This is a genomic window from Brachyspira alvinipulli ATCC 51933, assembly GCF_000518245.1.
GTDB classification, from domain to species: Bacteria; Spirochaetota; Brachyspiria; order Brachyspirales; family Brachyspiraceae; genus Brachyspira; species Brachyspira alvinipulli.
On record NZ_KI912402.1, the window covers coordinates 87168 to 112857 of the forward strand.

Annotated in this window: 19 protein-coding genes, 3 tRNA genes and 2 pseudogenes; 12 read left to right on the forward strand and 12 right to left on the reverse strand. The window is 26.8% G+C overall.

Features of this window, described 5'->3' with window-relative positions; translation table 11 throughout:
* Positions 1-30 precede the first annotated feature (30 nt).
* From saoB to saoL, 5 genes and pseudogenes are all read left to right on the forward strand, one after another.
* On the forward strand, positions 31-855 hold the full coding sequence (saoB, locus tag T324_RS0105210; protein ID WP_028329265.1) for an ABC transporter substrate-binding (seleno)protein SaoB: 825 nt from the start codon (positions 31-33) through the stop codon (positions 853-855).
* Positions 807-1634, forward strand: coding sequence for an ABC transporter permease subunit SaoP (saoP, locus tag T324_RS0105215; protein WP_028329266.1), 828 nt, complete (start codon positions 807-809; stop codon positions 1632-1634). Before saoB ends, saoP begins: the two co-directional genes overlap by 49 nt.
* Complete coding sequence (gene saoA / locus T324_RS0105220; protein ID WP_028329267.1) at positions 1621-2397, forward strand: ABC transporter ATP-binding protein SaoA; 777 nt, start codon at positions 1621-1623, stop codon at positions 2395-2397. Before saoP ends, saoA begins: the two co-directional genes overlap by 14 nt.
* Before the next feature lie 61 nt (positions 2398-2458).
* Positions 2459-2792 (forward strand): annotated as a pseudogene (saoD, locus tag T324_RS16825) (DsrE-related protein SaoD).
* Between the two features lie 9 nt (positions 2793-2801).
* Positions 2802-3432: pseudogene (gene saoL, locus T324_RS0105230) on the forward strand (MerB-like organometallic lyase SaoL).
* A 70-nt stretch (positions 3433-3502) separates the two neighbouring features.
* Here the strand turns inward: saoL and T324_RS0105240 are convergent.
* Positions 3503-4720: a dihydroorotase gene (locus T324_RS0105240; RefSeq protein ID WP_028329269.1), complete on the reverse strand. Its 1218-nt coding sequence runs from the start codon at positions 4718-4720 to the stop codon at positions 3503-3505.
* Between the two features lie 65 nt (positions 4721-4785).
* Positions 4786-5865 (reverse strand): aspartate carbamoyltransferase, encoded by a 1080-nt coding sequence (pyrB, locus tag T324_RS0105245; RefSeq protein WP_028329270.1) that lies wholly within the window; start codon positions 5863-5865, stop codon positions 4786-4788.
* Between the two features lie 319 nt (positions 5866-6184).
* Here pyrB and dxs point away from each other — a divergent pair, with 319 nt between their 5' ends.
* Positions 6185-8044, forward strand: coding sequence for a 1-deoxy-D-xylulose-5-phosphate synthase (gene dxs / locus T324_RS0105250; RefSeq protein ID WP_028329271.1), 1860 nt, complete (start codon positions 6185-6187; stop codon positions 8042-8044).
* 11 nt (positions 8045-8055) lie between these two features.
* Here dxs and T324_RS0105255 read toward each other — a convergent pair whose 3' ends face one another.
* From T324_RS0105255 to T324_RS0105265, 3 genes are all read right to left on the reverse strand, one after another.
* Positions 8056-9195: a hypothetical protein gene (locus T324_RS0105255; RefSeq protein WP_028329272.1), complete on the reverse strand. Its 1140-nt coding sequence runs from the start codon at positions 9193-9195 to the stop codon at positions 8056-8058.
* An 80-nt stretch (positions 9196-9275) separates the two neighbouring features.
* A complete protein-coding gene (radA, locus tag T324_RS0105260) occupies positions 9276-10655 on the reverse strand; it encodes a DNA repair protein RadA (RefSeq protein WP_028329273.1) in 1380 nt (459 codons plus the stop codon).
* 72 nt (positions 10656-10727) lie between these two features.
* Complete coding sequence (locus T324_RS0105265; protein WP_028329274.1) at positions 10728-12785, reverse strand: GldG family protein; 2058 nt, start codon at positions 12783-12785, stop codon at positions 10728-10730.
* Positions 12786-12978: 193 nt separating this feature from the next.
* Here T324_RS0105265 and T324_RS0105270 point away from each other — a divergent pair.
* From T324_RS0105270 to T324_RS0105285, 4 genes are all read left to right on the forward strand, one after another.
* Positions 12979-13051 (forward strand) — tRNA-Phe (locus T324_RS0105270).
* 84 nt (positions 13052-13135) lie between these two features.
* Positions 13136-13852 carry an RluA family pseudouridine synthase gene (locus tag T324_RS0105275; RefSeq protein ID WP_028329275.1) on the forward strand — a complete coding sequence of 239 codons (717 nt, stop codon included), beginning with the start codon at positions 13136-13138 and terminating at the stop codon, positions 13850-13852.
* A gap of 86 nt (positions 13853-13938) precedes the next feature.
* Positions 13939-14011 (forward strand) — tRNA-Lys (locus T324_RS0105280).
* A 28-nt stretch (positions 14012-14039) separates the two neighbouring features.
* Positions 14040-14113: transfer RNA gene (locus tag T324_RS0105285), tRNA-Glu, on the forward strand.
* 46 nt (positions 14114-14159) lie between these two features.
* On the opposite strand, the gene T324_RS0105290 is transcribed toward T324_RS0105285, so the two are convergent.
* The 5 genes from T324_RS0105290 to T324_RS0105310 all read right to left on the reverse strand — a co-directional run bounded on the left by T324_RS0105290 (position 14160) and on the right by T324_RS0105310 (position 19870).
* Positions 14160-14957, reverse strand: a complete 798-nt coding sequence (locus T324_RS0105290) for a hypothetical protein (RefSeq protein WP_245580642.1) — start codon at positions 14955-14957, stop codon at positions 14160-14162.
* 63 nt (positions 14958-15020) lie between these two features.
* Positions 15021-16916, reverse strand: a complete 1896-nt coding sequence (locus T324_RS0105295; RefSeq protein ID WP_028329277.1) for a tetratricopeptide repeat protein — start codon at positions 16914-16916, stop codon at positions 15021-15023.
* The gene (gene nusB / locus T324_RS0105300) at positions 16888-17424 is read right to left on the reverse strand and encodes a transcription antitermination factor NusB (protein WP_051436797.1); all 537 of its coding nucleotides are present in this window, start codon (positions 17422-17424) and stop codon (positions 16888-16890) included. Before nusB ends, T324_RS0105295 begins: the two co-directional genes overlap by 29 nt.
* A gap of 151 nt (positions 17425-17575) precedes the next feature.
* A complete protein-coding gene (locus tag T324_RS0105305; protein WP_028329279.1) occupies positions 17576-18136 on the reverse strand; it encodes an adenylate kinase in 561 nt (186 codons plus the stop codon).
* A gap of 129 nt (positions 18137-18265) precedes the next feature.
* Complete coding sequence (locus tag T324_RS0105310) at positions 18266-19870, reverse strand: PEGA domain-containing protein (RefSeq protein ID WP_028329280.1); 1605 nt, start codon at positions 19868-19870, stop codon at positions 18266-18268.
* A 327-nt stretch (positions 19871-20197) separates the two neighbouring features.
* On the opposite strand from T324_RS0105310, the gene T324_RS0105315 reads away from it, so the two are divergent.
* Positions 20198-21394 (forward strand): pyridoxal phosphate-dependent aminotransferase, encoded by a 1197-nt coding sequence (locus T324_RS0105315; RefSeq protein ID WP_028329281.1) that lies wholly within the window; start codon positions 20198-20200, stop codon positions 21392-21394.
* Between the two features lie 113 nt (positions 21395-21507).
* Positions 21508-22707: a pyridoxal phosphate-dependent aminotransferase gene (locus T324_RS0105320; RefSeq protein ID WP_028329282.1), complete on the forward strand. Its 1200-nt coding sequence runs from the start codon at positions 21508-21510 to the stop codon at positions 22705-22707.
* 61 nt (positions 22708-22768) lie between these two features.
* Here the strand turns inward: T324_RS0105320 and T324_RS0105325 are convergent, their stop codons facing one another.
* Positions 22769-24793: an AAA family ATPase gene (locus tag T324_RS0105325; RefSeq protein WP_028329283.1), complete on the reverse strand. Its 2025-nt coding sequence runs from the start codon at positions 24791-24793 to the stop codon at positions 22769-22771.
* 352 nt (positions 24794-25145) lie between these two features.
* Positions 25146-25658: a BspA family leucine-rich repeat surface protein gene (locus T324_RS0105330; protein WP_028329284.1), complete on the reverse strand. Its 513-nt coding sequence runs from the start codon at positions 25656-25658 to the stop codon at positions 25146-25148.
* Positions 25659-25690 lie beyond the last annotated feature (32 nt).

The window sequence follows — 25690 nt, forward strand, 5'->3', positions numbered from 1 at the left end:
ATTGTTTTTTATAAATAATAAAGGTAAAAGATGAAGCATATAATAAAAAGAAATAAATATATTATTATATTTAGCGTCATTTTTATATTGTGCTTCATCTTATTTCAAAATTATAAAGAAAATATTAATAGCAAAAAGAATAAAATTACCATAGCATGTGGTAATGATGCTTCCGGGATGTTATTTGACTATATAATAAATAGTAAAAATTCAAATTTAGAGTTTTCAAATTTTGATTATATACAATTTTTGGACTGCTGCGGTTCTCAAGCGGAATTTGCTTTTATATCTGGAAAGGTAGATATGGCAGTATTATGTCCTGATGCAGCATTTCAATTATTATCAATAGATACCAATTATTATATAGTCGATTCTATAGTCAATGGTTCTAATGTTTTAGTATATTATGATGAAATTTATGATCATAATATTGAACCTAAAAATATTGGATATATGAACAAGCGTTTATTGCAGGAAGAATTATTAAAATCAACATATTCAAACTCGAATTATTATCCAATGCTTGCAACTGCTTTGCCTTATGCTTTGGAAAGAAAAACAGTTGATGCTATTTTTATTGATATTATGTTAGCTTTAAAAACAAAAAATACTAGGTTTAAAAAAATAAATACTGAAAAGCCGGATTATTATTTAGTTGTATCAAAAAAATTGAAGGACAGTGCTGTACTTAATGATTTTATTAAAATTTATAATGAATCTGTTGATGATATAGAAAATGATACAATATTATCTAATGTGCTTATTAGTTATTTGGACATTTCAAATTCTGAAGGAGAAATGAATATATGGAAAACAATGGGAGTCAAATTCCACAAAATAAAAGCAGATCTATAAATTTAGGAAATGCAGGAAACAGTATTTTTATGAAATTTTATAGCTGTTCTGTACTTATTGCAATTATGGTCATTTGGTATTTTCTTGCTAAAAAGATAGATAATAATTTGCTGCTTCCTGATTTTATTATAACTTGTAAGGAGTTTTTTAAATCTTGGATAGATCCTTATACGGTTCAAAATTTACTTATAACATTAGAAAGAGTATTTAGGGGATTTATTATAGCTTGTTTAATAGGTTTACCTTTAGGATTATTTATGGGATATTCTAAACCTATACTCTTAGCTGTTTCGCCAATAATAAATTCAATAAGACAAGTTCCAATAATGGCTTGGATACCTTTAGCTATAGTATGGTTCGGACTTGGAGACGGGCCTACTATATTTTTAATAACTATGAGTGCTATATTTCCGCTCATAATTAATACTATAGATGGAGTTCGAGGAATAGATCCTAATTATATTAATGCCGCCAGAAGTATGGGGGCTAAAAATATAGATATAATGATTGATATAATATTGCCTGGAGCTTTACCTGCATTTTTAACAGGATGCAGGCTCGCTTTAGGTTTGGGATGGATGAGTGTTATTTGTGCTGAATTTATAGCTACAAGCAAGGGTTTTGGATTTATATTAGTAGAAGCACAACAAAGACTTGAAACTCCTAAACTTTATGCTCTTATGATAGTATCAGCTATAATTGGATTTAGTATGGATAGAGTATTGATTATATTAGAAAAACTGCTTACTTCTTGGAGATTTAAAAATGGCAATTCTTGAAGTGAATAATGTATGTAAATCTTTTAAAACTTCAAAAAAATCTCCGGAAGTTGAAGTATTAAAGAATATTAGTTTTAATATAGAGAAAGGAGAATTTGTAACTTTGCTTGGTCCGTCAGGATGCGGTAAAACTACACTTTTAACTATGATAGGAGGTTTTCAAAATCCTACTTCCGGCGAGGTGCTTCTTGAGGGAAATAAAATAGAAAAACCTTCTTCTGAGAGAGGATATGTTTTCCAAAATTATGCTTTATTTCCATGGATGAATGTTGAAAAAAATATACTTTATTCTTTAAAATTTTTAAAAATGACAAAAGAAGAAAAAAGAAATAGATTAGAAGAACTTTTGGAGATGTCTCATCTTAAAGGGCATGAAAAGAAGTATCCTATATCACTTTCTGGAGGTATGCAGCAAAGGGTTGCAGTTGTAAGAGCATTAGCACCTAACCCTAAAATATTGCTTTTAGATGAACCTCTTGGTGCAATAGATTTGCAGATGAGAGAGCATATGCAAAATGAATTATTACAGCTTGTTAAAAATAGTAACAGCACAGTTTTAATGGTAACTCATGATGTGTCTGAAGCTGTTTATATGAGTGATAGAGTTATAGTTATGAGTTTGAATAAAGGTGAGATAGTTGCTGATATAACAGTAAATATTAAGCATCCAAGAGAAAGAGATAGTTCTGCTTATATAGAATGTGTTAGAGAACTTACTAATAATGTTAAAAAGGCTTTTATAAATAAACCTATTGAAGCATAATAGTATTTTCTTTAATTTATAAATTTTAATAATTACAAATATTTTTGCAGGAGTAATTAATATGAAAGTAGCTTATATTTTCAGCAGCCAAAATTCGCATATGATTTTGGATAAAATGATAGTTCCGCAATTATTAAATGACAATCATGGTGCGGAAGTTGTAGGTATGATGTTTTTTGCAGACAATACTTTTATGCTTACTAAAGGAAGCAGTGTTGGCGATAGGCTTTCAAAAGTATTGGAAAAGAAAAAAATACTTCTTATGGCATGTAATATCTGTGCTATTGAAAGAGGGATTGACAACAAACTAATTGATGGTGCTTGTATAGGTTGTTTCCCAAGACTTATATAAAGCTTTGGAAGGAAGCGGTGTAGAGCAGGTAATAACTTTATAAGGAGTATTTATGTTTGATACAAATTTTATGGAGAAATATGGTGTATCTGATAAGTATCATAACCTACCTAAAGATATACAAGATGCTAGATTAAGATTAATAAATAGAGTTATAGATACAGGCTGTACTATTTCTAAAAAAGAGGCAGTAAATATATGCGGAGATGAGAAATTGTATGATATCTTGATAGAAAAAGAAATTATTACAATGAGCGGTGATGATGTTGCTTTTTTATATCCTGTATCTGCTATGGAAACGAATCATAGGGTTAAACTTTCTGATGGAAGAGAATTCTGTTCCATGTGTGCAATTGATGCTTTAGGTTCTTATAGTTTATTTCATCAGGATACAGAGATTAATTCTATATGCAGTCAGACAGGAGATAAAATATTTGTTAAAATTAGAGACAGACAAATAGTTGAGCATTTTCCAGATGATATTCATGTTGTTCATGTTGATTTAAATAAAAATAAGAATTGGGCTAGCACCTGCTGAAATATGCTGAAATATTATGAATTTCTTTGGTTCAAAGAATAATATGAATGAATGGCTTAAAAATCAGGATATAGACAATAATACTATTTATCTTTTAGATTTGCCTACAGCTTTTAGAGTGGCAACTGCTATATTTAGATTGTAAGTATTTCCTTAAAATTAATTATATATTTTTATGGTGATAGATATTATGAAATTAATATCTATCACTTATTTTATATATATTCTATTTCTTTTCCTATATATTTGTCTGTGAATAATTCATTATTATAAACTATATTTCCACGTACTATAGTAGTTAGTATTTTGCCGCCTCTTTTGAATCCTATATAAGGAGACCATCCTGCTTTTGTAATTATATCCTTTTCTTCTATTTCTGAGTTATCATTCAAGTCTATTATAACTAAATCAGCATCGTAATTTTCTTTTAGCAATCCCTTATTTTTTATACCGAATATTTTGGCAGCATTTTCACTCATAATTTTTTTCAATAATTTTAAATCTATAGTTCCATCATTTATTTTTGTAAGCATTAATTCCAATGAATGTTCTATAGAAGGTACTCCGAATGTAAGTTTTTCTAATTTTTCGCTTATTAAATGAGGAGCATGATCTGTACCTATTGTATCTATAGTACCGTCTAATATTGCATTCCATAAAGCTTTATTATCTGATTTTTCTCTTAATTCAGGTTTCATTCTAAGAAGCATTTTATTTTTTTCATTTTTATTTACATCTTCAGTATTTAAAAATAAATGATGAGGCGTAGCTTCTCCATATATTATCATTCCATCATCTTTAGCTTTTTTTAAAGATTCAATTTCACTTTCTAAAGATAAATGACATAAATATAATGGAGTTTTTGTTTTTTTAGCTATATTGATTGCTTTATCAACCATTTTATCTTCAGCATGAACTGTTACAATTTTAGAGTTTTCAAATAATTTTTCTAATACCTTATAATTTTCTACTAACATGTTCCCAATAGAAGCATTAAAGAAAATTTTTGTTGAAGCAGATTCATTAATAACATTTTTTATATCATTGCTGTTATCTGCCTTACTTCCTCCGAAATGAAAACCATAATCCACATAAGATTTTCCAATCATCATAGCTTTCTTTGATATTAAATTTTCTTTTGATATAGTATTTGGTATAGTATTAGGCATATCAAAGAATGTTGTAACTCCTCCTCTGGCAGCTGCTTTGCTTCCAGAATTAAAATCTTCTTTATGAGTAAGCCCAGGATCTCTCATGTGAGTATGAGGGTCTATTATACCGCAAAGTACGTAATTATAATTGGCATCTATTATCTTATCATCTTTATGTTTTGAAAAATTATTATCTGTATCAATTTTTTTTATTATTCCATTTTCTATTACAATAGAAACTATTTTTTCATTATTTATAATTTTAGCATTTTTTATTATCATAATTTTTATATTATTTTTTATATGGATTATATGATAAAAATATAATCCATATAATTTGTTTCTTATTATTTTTGTATTTCTTTATTACAGTAGTAACAGAAATCTCCATAGCTTCTTCTAGCTACTTTATTTTTTGTTTCTTCAAAATGAGTAACACATTTTGGATTTGTACAAACTACATTTTTATTTTCTATTAATTCATAATCAATATCTTTCTTTTTAGCTTTAGATTCTATAATGCCTGTAGCAAGAGATATCATAGCCATTCTTGTAGGAACACCATTTTTAGCCTGTATAAAGTATTTAGCATGTTTTGTATCATCTAAATCTATACTTATTTCATCTACTCTAGGAAGTGGATGCATTATTATCATATTATCTTTACATTTTCCAAGTATAGTTTCTTTTGATATATTGAAAGCATGTTTTACTTTCTCATATTCATTAGGATCATCAAATCTTTCTCTTTGTATTCTAGTCATATATAGGCAGTCTATATCTTTTAATATATCTTCATATCTACTTAGTTTTTTGTATTTTATTCCTGCTTGATCCAATTCTTTTAATATATAATCTGGTATTTGTATAACATCTGGAGATATGAAATAAAATTCTCCATTAAACATCATTAATGCTTTTGATAGAGAATGAACAGTTCTTCCATATTTAGTATCTCCAACAAATGCCACTTTTTTATTTTCCATATCTCCAAGTTCATCTCTTAATGTATATAAATCTAGTAAAGTTTGGCTAGGATGCTCATTAGCTCCATCGCCTCCGTTAATAATAGGGCAGTCAGTAACTTCTTCAGCAAATTTAGCAGCTCCATCAATATTATGACGCATAACTATAACATCAGAGTAAGCAGAAACCATTATTATAGTGTCTCTTAATGATTCTCCCTTTTTTATAGAGCTTATATCCGGATTATCGAATCCCAATACCTGACATCCCATTTTATATGCTGCTGATGTAAATGATAATCTTGTTCTTGTGGAAGGTTCAAAGAATATGCTAGTCATTATTTTTCCTTCCATCATTTTTCTTCTCTTCTCACTATCAGTGTTATCTAATTCTTTAGCAACATCCAATACCTCAATAATTTCTTCTTTTGATAACTCTTTGATAGATATAAAGTTTTTCATTGGTTCTCCCTTTTTTGAAATAGTTTTGTTATTGTAATTTTGGCATAAAAAAAAGGAATAAAATCACTAAATAGTAATTTTATTCCTTTTAAAAAATTCCAAATTCGTTAATTTAAAAATTAAATAGGGTAGCAAGTAAAAAATTATTTTATACTTTAAAAAAATATTATTCATATTTTTACCTATCATTCATAAATTGAAAGCATTATATCATAAATATAATAAAAGTCAAGGAGAAAATTAATAATTTATATTTTTACTTATTGAAATAAAATCTTTTATGGTTATAATTGCTTTATAATTTAATGAAGGTTATATAATGTATTTAGAAGAAATTAAAAGCCCGTCTGATTTAAAAAAATTAAATATAGAAGAATTAAAATCTCTATCTTCAGAAATAAGAGAGTTTATAATAAATAACGTTTCAAATACCGGAGGTCATTTAGGTAGTAATTTAGGAGTAGTTGATTTAACTTTAGTTCTGCATTATTTATTTGATTCTCCTAGGGATGCTTTTATATTTGATGTTGGTCATCAGGCATACACTCATAAAATTATAACCGGAAGAAAAGATAAATTTAATACATTAAGAACTTATGGAGGAATATCCGGGTTTCCAAAAAGAAATGAATCAGAGCATGATATAGAAGAAACAGGACATGCTTCTACATCTCTGTCGTTTGCTTATGGACTTGCATGTTCAAAAAATATATTAGGGTATAAAGGTGATGTTATAGCTATAATAGGAGACGGTGCTATGACAGGCGGCATGGCATTGGAGGCTATGAATAATATTGCAAATACTGATACAGATATAATAATAGTATTAAATAATAATGAAATGTCCATAGGTAAAAATATAGGTGCCATATCAAAATTTCTTAATACCACATTGAATGATAATTTAATTCAGGAGGCTTCAGAAAAGGTTAGAGGATTGGTTTCTACTTTGCCTTTTGGTGATATTGCGAATGAATTTATAGACAGAGGTAAGGGGGCTATTAGAACTTTTGTTGCTCCTGGTATAGCTTTTAGAGAGATGGGATTTAAATATTTTGGTCCTGTTGATGGTCATAATTATGATGAGCTTATAACTACTTTTCAAAAGGTAAAATCTATAAGAGGCCCTAGATTAGTTCAAGTTAATACAGTCAAAGGTAAAGGTTATAGAATAGCTGAAGAAAATCCTTCTAAATTTCATGGTATAGCTCCTTTTAATATTGACACTGGAGAATTGAAATCAAAATCTAGTGCTAAAACTTTTTCTAATTTAGCTGGAGAATGTATTGTTAATGTTGCTAAAGAAAACAAAAATATAGTTGCTATAACTGCTGCTATGGAATCTGGTACAGGTTTGACTGAGTACGCTAAAAAATTTCCAGATAGATTTTTTGATGTAGGTATAGCAGAGCAGCATGCGGTTACATTTGCAGTTGGACTTGCTGAAAATGGTATAATACCTTTTGTTTGTTTATATTCTACATTTTTACAAAGAGGATATGATCAAGTAATACATGATATTGGTATAATGAATGCTAATGTTAAACTTATGATAGACAGAGCAGGACTAGTTCCAGAAGATGGAGATACTCATCAAGGTGTTTTTGATGTGTCTTTTTTGAGGATTATACCTAATATTACAATTATGGCTCCAGTTGGAGAAAAGGATTTTATAGATATGGTAACAAAATCTATAGAATATAAAGGTCCTACTGTTATAAGATATAATAAGTCCGGTATTAGAGAAGTAAAGGAAAATATTATATCTAGCAATTTTAAAATAGGAAAAGCTCATATTGTAAGAGAAGCTAAAAACAGTAAAAGGCTTATCATAAGTTATGGACAAACATTAATTGATATAGAAGATGCTGTAACTGAGATTAATTTAGATACTTCAATAATAAATCTTTCTACTTTAAAACCTTTAGATGAAGATACTATTTTGAATATGATAAAAAAATCTGATAAAATTTTAATTATTGAGGAGAATGTCAAAAAAGGCGGTATAGGAAGTGCTATATTGGAATTGATGTCTGATAATGATGTATATAAGCCAGTTAAAATTCATGCTTTACCAGATAAATTCTTTGAGGTTGCATCTAGAAATGAGCTTTTAAAAATATATAAATTAGACAAAGACGGATTGAAAGAAATTATCAGTAATTATTTTAATTTATAATCTTTGTTTTTTTACAGTTTTATTTTTTTCTTATCTTTAAGATATTGAATAAATATATCTGATATTATAGGATCAATCATTATGTCTTTTTCCAAAAAATTTTCAGTCATAAATTGTACTGCTTCTTTAGGAGATTTATTCAAACAGTTTGTTAATGTATCATATACATCTATAACTTCTAAAATTTTAGCAGGAAGATATGTTAAACTTTGCAATGTTAATACATCTTTATAATCATAGGACACAATATATTCTATTATATGTTTTGGATTTCTTTTTAATGTTGCTTTATATAATTCTGTAAATAGTCCATATCCATAACTATAATATTCATGATGCAGTGAAACAGTTAATGCTACACCTTCACTTCCTCTCATAAAGTATTTTGCAAAAGCATAATCCTGTAATGAGTGATTGTCTTTTACATCATTTGCTATTGGTATATAATCTCTACTTTTTTTTAATGATATATCATGCATTAGTACACCAGTAACAGTATCTATAATAGTATCATTTTCTATTTTTCTTACACCTAGTTTCACATTTGAATCTAATGTATTTGAATATTCAAGTAGATTGTATCTTTGATATATTCTTTCAGCATATTTATAATAGCTTTTTTTAAAGTCTATTCTCATTTTATTAGCAGCACCTTGTCGCAATTTTTCATTAAAAAATGCTATAGTTTCTATTGACATTATAAATACTCTATTAACATGACCTATAGTTGTATTTGTTTTTAATTCTTTCATATTATCAAACATATTATCACTTTCATATTCTTTAGAGTATATTATATTTGATATTTCTGCTATAAGAAGCTGAATCATTCTTGATAAACTAGTTACTTCTTCATCACTATTGTTTAAAGTATTATTTTCTTTTTTGTATAAGTAATTTATATATTGTATTCTTAATATAAAACCTATTTCTAATAATATTTTTAATATTTCGTTAGCTGTTTTATAGTCTAAAAAATTCTTATTGTAATGAGTTAATTTTGCTACATATTGTCTTATATATGAAGTGACTTCTTTATTTGACATGTTTATTATATTTTCAAGTACTTTTTCTTCTTCTTTTGAAGTCTCTAAATCAGATGAAATACAAAACTCGAATATATCATGAAATTCTTTTATTTTATTATTCAATATTTTCCTCTTAAAATTATCAATATACAGCATATTATAAACTATAAATTAATATTTTTCAAATACTAATGATAGTTATACTATATGCCAAGTTTTTTTATTGCTTCAGAAATATGATCTATAGCTATAATTTTTACATTTTCTACATTTTTTATTTCTTTTACTGCTCTTTTAGAAATATATACTTCTTTAAGAGAGAATTTTTTCATTTCTTTTATTCTTCTTTCTATAAATCTTACAGGTCTTACCTCGCCGGAAAGTCCAAGTTCTCCAATATATGCTGTTGTTCTCTGTATTGATATTCCAGACATACTTGAAGCTATTGCCATTGCTATAGAAAAATCGCTTGCTGTTTCTTTAACATTAAGTCCGTTTGCTATATTTATATATACATCTTGATTTGAAAGGTTTAAATGTGCCCTTTTTTCAAGTATGGCTATTATTATAAGTAATCTGTACTGATCATAACCAATAGTGAGTCTCCTAGGATATCCAAATGCACTGCTTCCAACCAAAGCCTCTTGTTCAACGCAAAATACTCTGCTTCCTTCTATGACAGGAGTTATTACACTTCCAGCAAATACAGCTTCATTTAATCCTCTTGTAAATACTTTTGAAGGATCTTTTACTTCCATAAGTCCTTTTTCTGCCATTTCAAAAATACCTACCTCGTCAGCTGCTCCATAACGGTTCTTTACAGCTCTTAATATTCTGTATATTCCTTTATCATCACCCTCAAAATATAATACGCAGTCAACAATATGTTCTAATATTTTAGGTCCTGCTATAGTTCCTTCTTTTGTTATATGTCCAACTAAAAATATTGTTATATTTTTTAATTTAGCTGTCTGCATTAATGCCCATGCACAGTTTTTTATTTGTGCTGGTGAACCTGCTATACTGTTAGTAGACGGACTATATATTGTTTGTATAGAGTCTATTATTGCAAGTGTAGGAGGGTTGTCCAACAAAGTATTTATTATATTATCACAGTTTGATTCTGATGATATAAGAAAATCTGAATCTTCTAGTGTGAGTCTGTCGGCTCTTAATTTTATTTGTTCAAGAGATTCTTCTCCTGTAAAATAATAAACTTTTTCATTTTTGGCTATATTAGATGCTGTTTGTAATAGCAGGGTAGACTTACCAATTCCTGGTTCTCCTCCAATAAGTATTACGCTGCCTTGTACAATTCCTCCGCCTAGTACTCTGTTAAGTTCATCTATGTTTGTAGATATTCTTGTGCTTTCATTAGTTTTAATTTTTTTTATAGATGTTAATTGTGCTTTATCTGATGATATATTTGTTTTATCTCTTATAGATTTATTAGTATCTTCAGATGGTTCTGTGAAAGGCTTTAAAGTATTCCAAGAACCGCATGACGGACATTTGCCCATCCAATTAATTGTGCTTTCTCCGCAATTATCACATACGAATATAGTGTTATTTTTCTTTGCCATATTTTTAAGTTTAAATTATTTATTTTTATTTCTAATAAAAATTGTATAAACCTAGCGAATGCATACAATTTTTTAAATATTATTTTTTTCTTCTAGTTTATTATTAAACTTCTCAAAAATTTTCTGTCTTCTTTTTTTATCTGAACTCCATAGCATAAGTCCGAATACTATAACAGCTATAGGAAGCATAACTATATTTATAACTCTTACAAATAATTTGATGCTTTCAGGTACATTGTAAGGAGGATTAAATATTGCTCCTTTTCTTCTTATACTCATAAGTCCAGTATCACCAGCCATATAATCAACTAAATTCATTAAAAATATCTTGTTAGCCGTATATGCGCTGTTTTTTGCCATTTCATAAGATCCTACAACTAAAACTTTTCCGCTTGTTGTAGAGTTTATTCTGTTGATACCGCTATTGATATTATTCTGCATGTTTGTTGCTGCAGGTATTTCTTTTCCTTCAAATGCACTATTCATATTACCTTCAAATACAGCAGCAAGCAGTCTTTTAGATAATTTACTTTCATTGCTTGGCATTCCTGTCATTGAAGCTGCAAACTGTTCACTTTCTGTCCAGCTTTTTTCGCTTGTATGAATAAGCGGAGTTACTTTTATTTCTGAATTATTTGTATTTATTAATATTTCTGATGATATAGGAGTAAGCATAAGATTAATACTTTTAGTTATATCACTTTTAGCATTAATATTTTCCGGAGATATAAGCGGTATATAATACATCTTCTGTTCCGGCATACCTTGCTGTAATTGTGCCTTATATGCATTATCATCAAATACCATGTTGGTAGCTATTGAAAAACCATAATTTGGAAGTATTTCATTTAATCTGTTTGTAACAGGTATAAGAGTAGGACCGTACATTTGAGCATTAGGATCATTTTGATTAATTTGTACCCCATTAAGCATAAATAATACTGGCTTTCCGCTCATAATAAACTGATCCAATTTATATAATTCATAGTCGCTGAATTCAGTTTTACTTCCGGCTATTATTAAAGCATCTATATTTGAAGGTATATCATTTAATGAAATATCAACTGCTTCAAAATTATAATTAGCTTCTATTTCTGATATATATTCGCTTACGCTGTCATAAGCATCATTAGGATTTCCTCCAAATTGAGGAGGTACAGTTATATAATTAGCCTCTTCATGTCCTTGTATATATCCTACAGTAGCTTTTAATCCAAGCATGCTGTCTATACTTTTTAATATTTCATTTTCTATTTCATCAAATGCACCGTATAATATATAGGATGTTGAAAGCTCCATAACATTATCCCCATTTTCTAAAACTAATGAGAAATATGCACTTCCTTTATTTGCTACAATATTTCCTTGATTGTCTTTTATATCATTCCATTCTATTTTTTTTACATTCAGCTTCTTTAATAAATCTTCATTTTCTTTTGAAGGATTTGTCATATCAACATTTATGAATTGTACTTTATTCATTAAATTTTTGTTTGCACTAGCTACAGCTTTCATTATAGAATCTGGTATAAGTTCTACAGCACCTATAGGAAGAAGATTATATATTTCAGAAGATGATACAAAATAAACATTTAAATTATTTTCCAATCTTGTAAGTTTATCATTTTTATCCATCATTTTTCTTATAGTAGTATCTATATTGTATTCCAAACCTTCTGTTGATTGTACAAATGGTATTGTCTCTATAGAATCGCCGTATATGAATGCTAACCCCATATAAGCAACTTTTGTTTGAGTTTGGTCTTTTTCTAAAACGCTTATTTGTGTAGGACTAACTCCATATTGACTTGCTTGGGCAGAATCCTTTGAGGCATCTACTACTTCAAAGCTCAAATTCTTTCCGCCTGCTGATTTATACCCTTCAAATAGATCTTTGATATATTTTTCATAAGTAGAAAATGGAGGAGGCAGATTAGGTGTTACAAAGAATTTTACAGTCATAGGTTCTTTTAAATTTTTTACTAATGTTTTGCTTTCTTTGCTTAGAGAATATACTTTATCTCTAGTTAAATCTATTGCAGGAGTAAATTGATTTATTATTGCATTTATTAAAAATATTATTATAACTACTAGTATAAAAGTGATTATTCTGTCTTTCTTATTTCTCATATTTTACCTACTATTATGATTATTGATAAAAATTATCAAAATTGATTGTTTATTATATATTTAATAATCCTATTTGTCAAAGTTTGATTAGCATAAAATATATTTCAATAAAACCTTTAAATATGCTTTTTGTAATAAAATTAACAAATAGTACTTGACATTTTTTATTGCTATGCTATAATAATTTTCACTTGCCGAGTTAGCTCAGTAGGTAGAGCAAAGGACTGAAAATCCTTGTGTCTAGGGTTCGATTCCCTGACTCGGCACATTCCTTTATAATTTCTTAATACTAATCAGTAAAGCACTATATAAAATCTTCTTATTGAATTAAATTATTAATGGTTAATAATATGGATATAGAAAAAGATATAATTGATTATATTAATCCTATTTATGAGGATAATCATTTGATAGTAGCTGTAAAACCTCCCAATATACCTACTCAAGGCGATATTACAGGAGATGTGTCTTTTTTTGATAATATTAAAGATTATATAAAGATAAAGTATAATAAGCAAGGTAATGTATTTTTGGGTCTAGTTCATAGATTGGATAGACCTGTTTCCGGTATTATGGTATTTGCTAAGACTTCTAAAGCTGCTTCAAGATTAAGCGAAGCTATAAGAGATAGAAAATTTGAAAAAACTTATTATGCTGTTGTTAAAGGTATACTTTTAGATAAAGAGGGCAGACTTGAAAATTATCTTATAAAAAAGACCAATAAATTAGGAAATATAGCACAAGTAGTTTTTGAAAATACTAAAAATGCTAAAATAGCTAAACTTAAATATAATGTAGTAGGCGAGGATATAATAAAAAATTTAAGTTTGCTTAAAGTAGAATTAGAAACAGGAAGATTTCATCAAATAAGAGTACAGCTTGCAAATTTCGGGCATGCTATATATGGTGATAGGAAATACGGAAATTATATAAAATATGACAGAGATGATATTCCTCTAGCTTTATTTGCCAAAAGTTTAAGATTTCCGCATCCAACTAAAGATGAAATGATTTATGTAGAGGCTGATTTGCCAAATTATAATCCTTGGAATATTTTTAATAATTAATTTAATGTTATTTTTTTTATTATTGCACTTGACAAAATAAATTAATAGTGTATAATATACAAACATTTGATTGATATAAAAAATACGGGCCAATAGCTCAGTCGGTAGAGCATCGCCCTTTTAAGGCGGTTGTCGAAGGTTCGAACCCTTCTTGGCTCACATAGAAATTAGTTTTCTATTATATCATGCCGGTGTGGTGAAGAGGTTTAACACACAGGATTTTCATTCCTGCATTCGCGGGTTCGAAACCCGTCACCGGTTCATTGAATAGCCACTCTGTTTTAGAGTGGTTTTTTTATGTCTTTATTTATATAGTGATATATTCTTGAAAAATATTTATGGCATTTATCTTATTATAAGAATCTCCGCCTCTCCAATTCATAAGTTTCTCTGATAATTCTGTATCTCTATATTCTCTTTCTTCTTTGGCTTCTAAAATATCTAAATATGATAATATTTCAAGCAGTATGATTCTTTCATTTTTTGATGATGGAAATATATCTTTTAGTGTTTTTTCCATTTTATTTACAGAATGATTTTTAATATTATAAGAATCTATTTGTTTTAGTATTTTATTAAAAATTTGTATATCTTCTTTTGTAGGATTTAATTCATTGAAATTCAATTTTTTAAACTCACATAAGTCAAAATAAATATATGACAAATGCTCAAGCCTTACACCTCCCCATTTAAATTTTTCAAAGTTATATACATTTCTATCTTTTAAATTAAAATTATCTCCTAAGATGTAATATTTATAACATTCTTTACAATAATCGTTATTATTTAAATAACTATGAAGGTGGATTTTTTTAGCTAAGTAGTAACTTGATATAAAACTTCTTAAATGCAATGCTCTAGTTGATAAACTGCATAAAAATGCTTTTGTTGTATTTTTAAAATCGATTTCATCTATTAAATTTTTGATATTTTTTATAAGCTCATCATGATTAATTATTTCATCAAAGAAGTCAAACATTAAACCTTTTTCTTTGGCATACAAAAAATCGTCATTATCTATTGACATTTTTTTATCATCTATCCATCCGTTTTTCCAGAAATAATTGAATAATATTTTTTTAGCTTTTTTATCTATTTCTATCATTTGCATAAAGTTCCTTATAAAAAATAAGGGGCATTAAGCCCCTTAAAATTTAGGCTAAGAAACTTAATTATTGTACATAAGTTCCTTTTTAGCTAAGACCTGTCTTAAACCGTCTTTAGCTTGAGAATCGCTTCCATTATAACTTAAAGCATTTCTGTAGCTTTCTTCAGCATTATCAAGTTCATTCATTCTGTAATAGCATTTTCCTAAAGCTAAATTTATATCAAATAGATCTCTTTTAGATGTTGCCACATTCAAAGCCTCATTATAAGCATATATGGCATCATTATACTGCAGTCTTCTATATGAGAATGCTCCGTAAAGCATATAGTTTTCTACACTAGGAGACATTTCTACAAGCTGTCTATAATATGTTGTAGCATCATTATATGAGCGTATCTCTTCCATCATAGTAGCAAGAGTAATCCAAGCATTTTCTCTAACTAAAGTTGTATTGTTTTCATCATTAGCAGCTATTAACAGAGATTCTTTTGCCTTTTCATAATCTTTTGTTTTATAATAAAGCATTCCGCCTCTGTATATACTTTCTCTATCTTTAGGATATTTTGATAAAGTATAATTATAATAGTTTATAGCTTCATTATTGTTTCCTATGCTTTCATAATAAATAGCAAGTGTTCTGCTAGGGAATGCATTACCAACATCCTCTTCAATAGATTGTTTTAATAATTTTATTCCTCTGTCAGAATTTCCATAATACAATTCTAACTCTCCAAGTCTAGGCATAAATATTGCATTATTAGTTTCTATTTTATATATTTCCTGATAATATTTTAGAGATGGAATAAAATTTTTCTGCCTGTATGTTATATCTCCAAGTCTTTCTAATGCTGTTTTATATAAATCATCTTTATTATCAGCCATTATTATTTTTTTATAATTTGCTTCAGCTTCTTTAAGCATACTTCCTTTATAATAAGCATTAGCAAGAAGTCCTGTAGCTTCATAAGTATTTGTATAATCTTTCATTTTAGTTAATCTTAAATAATATTTTACGGCTCTGTCATAGGCATTTTCTTTTTCGTATAATTCGCCCAATGCAAGTATAGTTTCCACATCATTTGGATTTTGATCCAATATTTGTTCATATACTTTTTTGATTCCATCATAATCTTCAACTTGTTCATATATTTTTACAAGTCTTCTTACAGAATCCGGTTTTGTTTCAGAATTAACTAAACTTTTTAAATACATTTCTATAGCACTGTCTGTATCTCCTGATATTACATATATATCTCCAAGTATAGTTGCTGCTTTATCTACATATTCGCTTTTACTTCTTCTAACTAATTTGCTTAAAGTGTCATAAGCTACACTTTGGAAACCTTCATTAAGTGCTATTAAACCTACATAAAATAATGCTTCATCATTCTCTTCTAATGATAATACCCTCTCATAATATCCTTTAGCTAAACGTGGCAAATCTCTTTCTATATAAAAACGTCCTAAAGTAAGAAGGCTAGGTATATAGTTGCTGTTTATTGATAATGATGTTTCTAATGATGTTAATGCTTCATCATACATTTCCTTTTCTAAATATGAGATTCCTAAATTATGTTTTAATTGCTCATCTAAATATAATGAATTTGTCATTTTATTAAATACTTTTATTGCAGAATCATAATCTTCTGTTTCATTATATATTTTTCCCAATAGTATATTTGCTTCATATTGTTTTTTAGGATCTATTGTATCTTTTATTTCTTTTTGCAAAATTGATTTAGCTTTATTGTAATCTTTATTTTTATAATATTCTTTTGCAAGAGTGTATTCATCCACTATTTGGGAGTTCATTCTTACTTTACCCTGAATTATTGCTACATTTAATGATATTATAGCTATAAATCCTAATGCACCTATACATAATATAAAAACTATTGTTTGTATATTTTTATATTTTGCTTTTCTTTTATTGTATGTCATTTTCTTGTATGCCATCTAAAATCCCATTAACAAATTTATAAGAATCTTTATCACTAAATATTTTAGCGATTTCCACTGCCTCATCTATAACTACAGATTTTGGTATGTCTTTTAAAAATATTAAAGAATATATAGACATTCTTATAATTGATTTGTCTACATATTGTATTCTTTTTATATCCCAATTATTGGAATATTTTTCTATTAAATTATCTATTCTTTCTAAATTTTTTATAGTACCTTCTACTAGATTTTTAGCAAACACAAATATATTTTCAGGTATTTTTTTATCATAATCAAAATTTAAAATATCATTTATATCAACTTTTCTTTCATTGATTTCATAAGAATATAATGACATTACAGCATATATTCTAGCCTGTCTTCTTGCACCATATGATGATAAGTCTAAATCTTTTATATTTTCATTATTTTTAGTTTTTACTAAAACTTTCTTTTTAATAGCCTTTTTAGGTGAAGACTCATTATTTTCAATATTATTAATATCTTTTTCTTCAGGCATATTTATAATCCAAAACTATTTTACTACTGGTATTATCGGAATATTATATATAAAAATAATTTTATATAATATTTTTATATAACTTTATCATATTAAGAAGGCTATGAGATTATACCCATAGCCTACAAAATATTATTAGATTTTTACTTATTTATTTTACAGTATCTAATTCTTTTTTTATTCTAGAATAAACTTCTTCAGGTGTGCCTACACTTTCTATTTTTATTATTTTAACTTTATCATTATAATAGTCTAATACAGGTTTGCTTTGGCTTTCAAATACTTTTAATCTATTTCTTATAGTTTCTTCATTATCATCAGCACGTCCTCTATTTAATAATCTCTCTATTATTATTTTTTCTGAGGCATATAAATCTATAACTGCATTAATTTTATAATTTAAACTATCTAATATTTTTGATAATTCTTTTGCTTGTTCCATAGTTCTAGGGAATCCATCTAACATAAAACCATTTTTACAGTCATCTTTCTTTATTCTATCAGTAAGCATATCAATAACTAAACTGTCAGGCACTAATTCTCCCTTATCCATATAAGATTTAGCAGTTTTTCCTAATTCTGTGCCATTAGAGATGTTTTCTCTTAACATATCGCCTGTAGCAATATGTGCTATTGAATAATCTTTTTCTATTAAAGCAGATTGAGTTCCTTTTCCTACACCAGGAGCTCCTATGAAAATTATATTAAGCATATTATAACTCCAATAATATATTATTATATGCAGTATAGTAAATAATAATGTTTTGTCAAATATTATTGTAAAAAAGTTTTATATATAGGATTTTTTTGTATTATGGCTATAAATGTATGATATGTATAATTACCATCGCCATGAGTATGTTAAATTGGCTCCTCCATATCCGGCATTGAAGGATAATTTTTCTACAGCGAAGTTTGATTCATTTACCCAAAGCATATAGTATATTCCTGTAGTTAAAGCAAATGCTCCTGTAAGAACCATACCGGCTATATATACATTCATTGCTGTATTATAATGCGTCAAATCTATAGGAGGTCTTGTAGGTGAGTTTTTATATTGATCATAGTACTTTACCATAGTTGAATCTAGTATTTCTCCAGCATATATGTATGTTCCAGCTGAAAATATAGCACTTGCTATCGTTAAACCTAAGAATATTTTGGTATTTCTTTCATAATTTTTAAATATTTTGTCTGCTAGAGTAGGTTCTTTAAATTTTTTCATAGTTGGTGTTAATAATAGAGTATTAGTGCTGTCTACAGTGAATGTTCCATAATAATCAATATAATTTGTATTCGTTATTTTTATAGAATATGTGCCGAATCCGAAATATCTGTCTATTGTATTTGTAGGCTTTTCTTTTACTCCATTTATAACTACAGAACTTGCATCTTCTCCAGGTATATTTATTTGAACTCTTGCCCTATTTGTAAGTTCTTTTAATTTAAAGCTTAATAATATATTTTCATTAGGTCTTTCAAATGCCAGCATCGTATCTATTGTTTCATATGTTTCTTTTTGTATTGTAAATCTATGGCTGTTTGTTGTTAATGCGGGTACATATAAAGTTTGTCCGCTTTTTCCTATAAAAACATCATCAACGTAAACGAATGCATCCTTTGGAGTAACATCTATGGCTATAATTCCTGTTTTATCCAAATAACTTATTCTATTAGCTATTTCTAATGCATAATTTGGTATTTGTTCATCTATTTTAGCTTCAGGTATAGTAATAGAATAAGAATTAATTTTTCTTTCTCTTATATAAGCTATATATGTTGTTACGCTTATATTTGGTCTTTGATATTCTACTGTACCGAATATTGCTATATCAGCATTCCTTGTAAATACATACTTTTTTATATCATCTCCAAAATATTCATAATAAGTTTTACCTATATCGACTTTTTGTATAAAGTTATTTGTACTCTTTAATATTACATTACTTCCATTATAATCAAATAATATTTCATCTTCTTTTAAGATAAATCCTTTTGTTTCAGGGGTTATCAATCTTACATTGCTTCTTACATCACCCCAATTTGTATAATATGTTTTTTCATAATTTGTTACTATAGTAATATTAGTACCATTCTGATGACTTTTATATGTTATATTAGTAAATTGAAATACTTTATAGTCATATGCTCTTTCAAAATCTCTTGGGGTAATTACATAGTTTGTTTCTGATTGTAATTTTAATGTTTTATTGTACTCTATTTGATTAGCTATAGCATCAGCTACAGCAAAAGATAAATAATTATAGTTAGTATTATTGCCTATATTGGTATATATGTAAATATCTATTTTAGCAGTTTCAGAGCTTGTATAATAAGGTCTTACTTCTTCTATTCTAATAGGCTTTCCTCCAAAAGGATAAAGAGGTGAATATAACAAAATAGTAAATAATACTAATAATAATTTAGTAATTTGTTTTATATACATAAATAATATTTTTATTTATTAATTTTATATCAAAAAACATCTTTTATCAATATATGTAAATTATATTATTCTTTTATTGATTATATATTTAAAACTGATAGATGTATTTATGTAAAAAATATAGATTTATTAAATAATTCACTTTATATCTATATATATTACTATTATATATAATATTTTTAATATAATAATGTTTTAAATTAGTAATCTTATTGAATTTTTTTGTTTATTTTAGGGTTATTAATAATAAATATATTGACAATTTTTATAGTTTAATGTATCTTACTTTGTTAGATTACTATATATAATAATTAACGGAGAAGTTTTATGGATATATCTAAAAGAATTCAGAGATTGAAAGTTTCGCCTGTTAGAAAATTGAACCCTTATGCTGAAGATGCGTTAAAGAGAGGAGTGAAGATTTATCATCTTAATATTGGACAGCCTGATATAGCCACTCCTAAAATTTTTTTTGAAGCAATTTCTAAATATAATGGTACTACCCTTAGATATGAACATTCAAGAGGTTTGGCTTTACTTATTGATAAAATACAAAAATATTATGATAAGCTAGGTGTGCATTATGAAACAGAGGATATAGTTATAACTAGCGGAGGAAGTGAAGCAATATCATTTGCAATGTTAGCTATATTTGATGAAGGCGATGAAATATTAGTTTCTGAACCGCTATATGCTAATTATAAAAGTTTTTATGATGTATATGATATAAAATACAATGCTGTTAGAACTTATGCTGAGGATGGATTTCATTTGCCTAACTGTGAAGAAATAGAGAAGCATATAACCCCTAAAACAAAGGCATTTATGCTGGCAAATCCTTCAAACCCTACTGGTGTTGTATACACTAAAAGAGAGTTAGATGATATAGCATATTTAGCTAAAAAATATGACTTATTTATCATAAGCGATGAAGTTTATAGAGAATTTGTTTATGGAGATAGAAAGGCAATAAGTTTCGGTACTTATAAAGATTTAGAAGAGCATGTTATTATAATAGATTCTATATCAAAAAGATTTTCTGCATGCGGTGCCAGAGTTGGATGTCTTATAAGTAAGAATAAAAAGTTAATGACAGCTGTATTTAGAGAATGTCAGGCAAGATTGTCTCTTCCTACATTAGATATGCTTGGAGCTGTTGCATTGTATGAACTTCCGGATAACTATTTTGATGATGCCTTGAAAGAGTATGATTACAGAAGAAAAATAATATTTGAAGAACTTAATAAAATGGAAGGTGTTGTAGCCAGAGAACCTGAGGGAGCTTTTTATGTACTTGCAAAACTTCCTGTAAAAAATGCTGAAGATTTTATTATATGGCTTTTAAAAGATTTTAATGTCAATGGTGAAACTGTTATGTTTGCTCCTGCTGAGGGATTTTATGCAACTCCTGGATTAGGTAAGGACGAGATTAGAATTTCATATGCTTTAGATACAAATGATCTAAAAAAAGCTATGAATATACTTAGAGAGGCTTTGATTAAATACAAGGAGGTAGAAAAATAATATTATGATATATCTGATTTAAAATATAATTTTTTCTTCTTTAATATTGACAATTTTGAAGTTTGGTATATTCTATTTTTTTGAATCATTATTAATTGTATTGGAGAAGCATTATGGAAATATCCAAAAGAATTCAGAGGTTAAAAACTTCGCCTGTAAGAAAGTTGAACCCTTATGCTGAAGATGCAGTAAAAAGAGGTATAAAAATCTATCATCTTAATATAGGGCAGCCTGATATTGAGACACCAAGTGTATTTTTAGAGGCTATTTCTAAGTATAAAGGTAAAACTCTTCAATATGAACACTCAAGAGGTATTAAACCGCTTATCAATAAAATTCAAGGATATTATGATAAGTTGGGTATTCATTATGAAGAAGAAGAAATCACTATAACTAATGGAGGTAGTGAAGCTTTATTATTTACTTTGCTTGCTATTTTTGATGAGGGTGATGAAATATTAGTAGCAGAACCTTATTATGCTAATTATAACAGTTTTTATGATGTATTAGATATTAGACGCAATGCTGTTAGAACTTATGCTGAAAATGGTTTCCATCTTCCTAGCCGTGATGAGATAGAAAAACATATTACTCCAAAAACAAAGGCATATATGTTTTCTAATCCTTCAAACCCTACTGGTGTTGTTTCTACTAAACAAGAACTTGATGATATTGCTTATCTTGCTAAAAAGCATGATATGTTTATCATAAGCGATGAAGTTTACAGAGAATTTGTATACGGAGATAGAAAGGCAATCAGTTTCGGTACTTACAAAGATTTGCAGGAAAACGTTGTTATAATAGACTCTATATCAAAAAGATTCTCTGCATGCGGTGCTAGAATAGGATGTATAATAAGTAAAAACAAACCATTTATGAGTGCTGTATTTAGAGAATGTCAGGCTAGATTATCAGCTCCTACATTGGAAATGGTTGGTGCTGCTGCTTTATATGATTTACCTGATAACTATTTTGAAGCTGCTAGAAAAGAATACGACAATAGAAGAAAAATATTATTTGAAGAGCTTACAAAAATGGATGGAGTAGTAATGAAAGAGCCTGAAGGTGCTTTTTATGTGCTTGCTAAACTTCCAGTAAAAAATGCTGAGGATTTTGCTATTTGGCTTCTTAAAGATTTTAATATTGACAATGAAACAGTTATGTTTGCTCCAGGTGAAGGTTTCTATGCAACTGAAGGTCTTGGTAAAGATGAAATCAGAATGTGTTATGCATTAGATGCTAAAGATTTGAAGAGAGCTATGGAAATTTTAAAACAAGGTTTAATTAAATACAAAAAAGAAGTAGAAAAATAAAAATAATTTTTTACATAATAAAAAAGGGACTATTTTTATAGTCCCTTTTCTTTTTATAATATTATTTTATTTCTCGTATAACTGTAAAGAAGTTATCAATAGTTGCCTCAGATATTAAATCTTTTTCATAATATTCCATTATATTATTTTTAAATAAACTTGAATATAGGGCATCTTTATTTTTACTGTCTATTTTATAAGTTTCTTTATCATTTTCACAAAATAAATCTTCTATAGTAATAAAATTTGGATTTATATCTGTAAGCTGAGTTATTTTCAAATTTGTACCTTCAGCCAATTCATTAAATTGATTAGCTGATTTATCTCCGTCAATTAGTAAAATAGGATTTGCAGATAATTTGCATAAAGATTCTATTATTATATTTTTTTTGCCTTCATCATTTTCTCTTCCAACGCCATTAATAGGCATAAAAGCAATGTTTGTTTCTTTATTTTCTATATGTTCCATTAATATTTTAAAAGCTGTTAGATAATTATAATCTGTGATTCCTTCTACATATATTATTCTCATGTTTTTTGTAATGTCTATATGTTTTACTCCGAATGCATTGACAATTTTTTCCAATGTATCAGCTTTACCATAGGTTGCTGAGAAATCATTTTCTATTTTTATTCCTATACCATCTTGTTTTACTTCTACTATTTTTAATTCATCTAGATAATTTATATCAGCAAAATATGGAATTTGAATAGATGTTATTATAGTAATTCCATTATCTTTTGCAAACTGTTTCAAAAACTCTCTAAGTTCTCTTATTAAAGGTACTGATAAATGCTGTTCCGGTTCATCAATTATAATTATATCTCCTTTTTTCAATTCATTAGAGGTTATTGTATTAAAAAATAAACTAAAAAACCAATTAAATCCGTCAGATTCATTTTCCAAATTTGTAAGCCCGTTTTTAGTTTCAAAATATATTTTTATAAAGCTTTCTTCTAATGATATCTTAAAAATATACTCATTATTTGATTTGTATAATTTATTAAATTTTTTTGATATGGTATTTTCAAAAAGTTTGTTTATTTCTTTTTCTATTTGTTTTATAAAAGCTACATCTAATGATACATTTTTATATATGTTTATCAAATATTCATAAAATTCCATATTATCAGTTGATTTGAATAATGAATATAAAAAATTGGATTCTCGAATAAAGTTAAAATTATTATTATCTTTACGATTGTTTGGTGAAGAAATTCCCTTTTTAGAATAGCATGGTATTATAAGCTCATCAGATTTTATATTTTCTCTATGAACATATATTTTAGTATCTGTTAAACAATCTATTTTAGCTAATATACTGGATAAATATTTTAAACTGTTATCATTAATTTCATTTTCATTTAAATTTAAATCATAATATTTAGAGTCTTTATCTATTTTATAAGATTTTGAATCTATAATACTTGTTAATAATTTTAATTTATATATATCTTTGCGTTCTGTTTTTTCATTAATTATATTTGTGATTTTAGATACAGCGTAGTTTAGTATATTATTATAGTATGTATTTTCTTTTTCATTATTATTTTCTTTAATTTCATTATTACATGAATCATATTCTATATCATTATCAATTTTATAATTATTTTCATAAATATAAAATAGCTGATTATAATAATTATCATTGCTGTTTCTAAAATTAAAAATATTATCTAATATTTTGTATATATAACCTTTATTTATAAGTATATTTATTATATTATTGGTTTCTGAAATATCCCATACAATATTATTATCTTCTGACCCTCCTTTATATATAATTCCATTTTCTGATTCGATAAATACATTTAATTCTGGTTTGCAATTTATAAAACCATCTATTTTAGGATTATCCTTTTTATTATCAATATTTCCAATAAATGTTTTTTCAATTGCAGATAGTACATTACTTTTACCTATTCCATTAGCTCCTATAATACTTATTAATGCTCCCTCTTGCATATTGCTATTAAGATATAATCTGCCGTATTTAAGCTCATTTTCTTTTTTATTAACTATATTTTCATCAATTGCTATAGGATTAATATTTCTAAAGTTTTTAATTGTTAAATATCTTTTCATAAATTCTCCATGTTTTTTAATTCTATAATATTAGTACTTTATTTGATTGTTTGTTATATTATATTTAATTTATAAAAATGTAAATTATATTAATATATGTTTTTATTGTACTAAAAGAATATATAAATTTTTGATATTATAAATATGAAATTATTATTTATTATCATATCAAGAAAGAATTTTTTTCATATTTTTAGGTTTTGTATTAAAAAATGTTTTTAAGGTAAACTTTATATTTGAATTGAAATTGACATCCCAAATATATTTATAATAAAAATTTTTTACTATTTTTAATATGTATTTCAATCTGTAATCAATATTACTTAAATAAATATTTTCGTATTGTACTAATTTATTTAATTAATTCCTTCAATTCATCATAATAGGTATTTTCAAGTTTTTTTATGAATTCTTTATTTTTTTTGTAATTAATCTTATCAGAATTTAATTCTTTATAAACTTCTTTTATGTCGAGGCATTCAAGCATAGTTTGAAGTTTCTTTTTGTATTTTTTATTTTTGCATGCATTGTAAAACATTAAAATAGTTTTTATATGATTGAATGAATTTGCATTTTCAAATATTTCTTCAAATTCAATTAATTTTTTTATATTCCAAGAAGTTAAATCTTTATTAAAATATTCAGCATTATTAAACATATATTTCATGTCAGTAACATTTGATACATCCCAAGTTTCAATACCATCAAAATTTTCCCTTTTACTATTTTGAAATAGATAAGACATGTCAATCATATTGCTTGTATCTATATCGTAAAGATTTATACTTTCATCTTCTAGAATGTCAAGTAAAGCATATTTGTATTTTACTGTATATTTCTTATTTTCTGTATTTTTCAGCGTCATATTTTATCCTCATCAAATTAAAGCAATTTAAT